The following is a 3097-nucleotide window of genomic DNA, read 5'->3' as shown; positions in this document are numbered from 1 at the left end:
CACCAGCACTGACGCTCTGACGCCCAGGCGTGGTGCTGCGGACATAAAAAAAGACAGGCCAGGCCTGTCTTTTTTTTGAGGGTCTGAAAACCGGTTACTTGACGGCGCCCGCAGCTTTCACGTCAACCTTGCCTTCGGCTTTCACGGCAGACGTTTCGATCTTGGCAGCGGCCTTGTCGGCGCTTGCATCGACCTTGACTTTGTCGGCTTTGGCAGTTGCATTGACAATCGCCGTGTCGGCTTTTGCGTCCGCTTTGACGTTGACCGTATCGGCCTTGGCCTGGGCAGTCACCTTGTCGGCAGCTTTGGCCTTGGCCACTTGGGCGCGGGCTTTGGCTTTGGCTTTTGCCGCCTTGGCCTTGGCAGCGGCTTTCTTTTCGGTGGCGGTCAATTCAGCTTTTTGCACCTTGGCATCCGCCTTGGCGTCCACTTTGGCTTCGGACGTCGTGGCAGCGGCGGTGGCGCTGACAGCCTTGGCTTCGGCTTTCACCACGGCAGGGCTTGCAGGGATGGCGGGTGTTGCCGGTGTTGCAGGCGCTTGTGCAAAAGCAGCGCTGATAAAAAGACCGGAGATCAAGGTAGCGAGTAATTTGTTCATGGTGTTCCTGTGAATTAGATTCAGATTCGCCTACAGAATAATTTCCTGACGACCATGAACTTAACGACAGGCAGACGCCGCCTGTTGACCGCCATTACACGGCGTTTCACTTGAGCACGGGGACCGCAGCGCCCGGTGTCACCGCCGTGGCAAGTGGCGGCCGCCCGACCGGTGTAACCTCCAAGGCCAACACCCCGCCATGAAATCCACCGCCCCGACCTCCCTCACCGCCCACGCCGCGCCCGCCCGTTCGGTCTGGGTCATGCTGCTGGCGCTGACCACCGCGTTTGCGCTCAGCCAGGCCTGGCGCACCGTGGCCGCCATCATGGCCGCGCCGCTGCAGGCCGAATTTCACCTCAGCGCACAAGCGCTGGGCCTGTTTGCCGGCGCCTTTCACTTTGCCTTTGGCGCCATGCAGCTGTTCATGGGCATTGGCATTGACCTGCACGGCGTGCGGCGCACGGTGCTGGTGGCGTTTCCGGTAGCGATTGCCGGCTCGGCCTTGTCGGCGCTGGCCACCAGCTACCCCATGCTGGTGCTGGGCCAGGTGCTGATCGGCGTGGGCTGCGCGCCGGCCTTTCTGGTCTGCACCGTATTTATTGCGCGGCACCTGCCGAGCGACCGCTTTGCCGCGATTTCCGGGCTCACGCTGGGCCTGGGCGGCATTGGCATGCTGCTGACCGGCACGCCGCTGGCCTGGCTGATCGAGGCCACCTCGTGGCGCATGGGCTTTTGGGTGCTGGGCGGGTGCGCCGCGCTGGCCTGGGCGCTGATCTGGGCGCTGGTGCACGAACCGGCGCCGCCCCTCAGCCTGGCCGGCACGGCGCACCGCAAGGAATCGCTGCGCCAGGCGATTGGCAAATTCGGCGCCCTCTTCATGCTGCCGCACACGCTGGGCATTGTGCTGCTGGCCAGCGTCGGCTATGCCTCGTTCATTTCGCTGCGCGGGCTCTGGCTGGGGCCGCTGCTGATGCAGCGCCACGATTTCACCCTGGTGCAAAGCGGCAACGTGGCGCTGGTGATGTCGCTGGCCTCGCTGCTGGGCCCGCCGCTGTTTGGCCGGCTCGACCCGGGTCCGCTGCACCGGCGCCGCTGGATCGTGGGCTTCACGCTGCTGATGGCCGGCCTGTTTGCCGCGTTTGCGCTGACGCACAACCCGCTGATCGACGTGCTGGGCCCGATCCTGATTGGCGGCCTGTCGGGCTTTTTGGTGCTGCAGTACGCCGACGTGCGCGCCGCCTACCCGGCCGCCATCACCGGCCGCGCAATGGCGGTGTTCACCATGGCGATGTTTCTGGGCGTGGCCGCCATGCAGTGGTTCACCGGCATCGTGGCCTCGGTGGCCAGCGCCCAGGGCGCGGACCCGTTCACCGCCGTGCTGGCCAGCATTGCCGCGCTGCTGGCCGCTGGCGCGCTGGCGTTTGTGTTGCTGCCCGGACCGGCGCCGGCGCAGCGCATGCCCTGAGCCCGGCCAGCGTCAATCCCGCTGCCCCGTGATGTAGTGCTCCAGCTGCTCGATGATGAACTGCTGCTCTGAAATGATGTCCTTGACCAGGTCGCCAATCGACACCATGCCTTGCAGTTTGCCGCCGTCCATGACGGGCAGGTGGCGCAGCCGGTTTTGCGTCATCAGCGCCATGCACTGCTCGGTGGTGTGCAGCGGGGTGACGCACATCACCGAACGGCTCATGACCTCGCTGACCGGCGTTTGCGGCGAGGTGCGGCCCAGCAGCACGATCTTGCGGGCGTAGTCGCGCTCGGTCACGATGCCGACAATCGCCTCGCCGTCCTTGACCAGCAGCGAGCCGATGTTTTTCTCCGCCATCAGCTTGAGCGCATCAAACATCGACGCCGTGGACGCAATGGCGTACACGCTGGGGTCTGCCTTGGACTTGAGGATGTTGGCGATGTATTTCATGGCGGGCCTTCCGGTGTGAATGTGAATATGCACATGCATCGCCCATGGTAGCCAGCGCGCCCGGGCACCGCAAGCGATGATGCGGACCACCGCCGCCGCCAGCCCGCAGCGCCCGCGCAAACCCGCCAGCGCTTGATCTCGCGCAAGCGTCGGCACGGCCCGTGCCGCACACTGGGGCAAAAAATGGAGGTCCCCATGTCCCGAAGCACCCTAGCTGCCCTGACGCTGACCGCTGGCGCCAGCTTTTCCATGTTTGCCCTGACGGCCCAGGCCCAGGATGCCGCCGTCTTCCAAACCCCCTCGCTCACCCCCGAAACGGCATTGGTGGCGGCGCGTGCCGCGCTGGAGTCGTGCCGCAAGCAAGGCTTTCAGGTCGCCGTAGCCGTGGTGGACCGCGCGGGCTTGCCCCAGGTGGTCTTGCGCGACCGGTTTGCCGGAGCGCATACCCCGGAGGTCGCCACCAACAAGGCCTGGACCGCGGCGAGTTTTCGTACCTCGACGCTGGCGCTTTCCGCCGAAACCCAGCCCGGGCGGCCCATGAGCGGCATGCGCAGCCTGCCCCGCTTCATGGCCGTGGGCGG

General features: G+C 65.6%; 4 protein-coding genes. 2 read left to right on the top strand and 2 right to left on the bottom strand.

What is annotated here, in order from left to right:
• Window positions 1-94: 94 nt before the first annotated feature.
• On the bottom strand, window positions 95-598 hold the full coding sequence (locus IV091_RS14795; RefSeq protein ID WP_293470023.1) for a hypothetical protein: 504 nt from the start codon (window positions 596-598) through the stop codon (window positions 95-97).
• A 199-nt stretch (window positions 599-797) separates the two neighbouring features.
• Between IV091_RS14795 and IV091_RS14790 the strand changes: the two genes are divergently transcribed.
• Window positions 798-2063 carry an MFS transporter gene (locus tag IV091_RS14790; RefSeq protein WP_293470022.1) on the top strand — a complete coding sequence of 422 codons (1266 nt, stop codon included), beginning with the start codon at window positions 798-800 and terminating at the stop codon, window positions 2061-2063.
• A gap of 12 nt (window positions 2064-2075) precedes the next feature.
• Here IV091_RS14790 and IV091_RS14785 read toward each other — a convergent pair whose 3' ends face one another.
• Window positions 2076-2516, bottom strand: coding sequence for a CBS domain-containing protein (locus tag IV091_RS14785; protein WP_293470021.1), 441 nt, complete (start codon window positions 2514-2516; stop codon window positions 2076-2078).
• Between the two features lie 195 nt (window positions 2517-2711).
• Here IV091_RS14785 and IV091_RS14780 point away from each other — a divergent pair.
• Window positions 2712-3097 (top strand): heme-binding protein (locus IV091_RS14780; protein WP_293470020.1); only part of this gene is annotated, 386 nt, incomplete at its 3' end.

The sequence above is a fragment of the Polaromonas sp. genome (assembly GCF_018780625.1).
GTDB lineage: Bacteria > Pseudomonadota > Gammaproteobacteria > Burkholderiales > Burkholderiaceae_C > Polaromonas.
Note: the sequence above shows the minus strand (reverse complement) of the source record. Positions and strands in the feature narration are given on the sequence as shown.

Coding starts and splice junctions, on each gene's coding strand:
- IV091_RS14795 (WP_293470023.1), bottom strand. CDS start 598: ATGAACAAATTACTCGCTACCTTGATCTCCGGTCTTTTTATCAGCGCT.
- IV091_RS14790 (WP_293470022.1), top strand. CDS start 798: ATGAAATCCACCGCCCCGACCTCCCTCACCGCCCACGCCGCGCCCGCC.
- IV091_RS14785 (WP_293470021.1), bottom strand. CDS start 2,516: ATGAAATACATCGCCAACATCCTCAAGTCCAAGGCAGACCCCAGCGTG.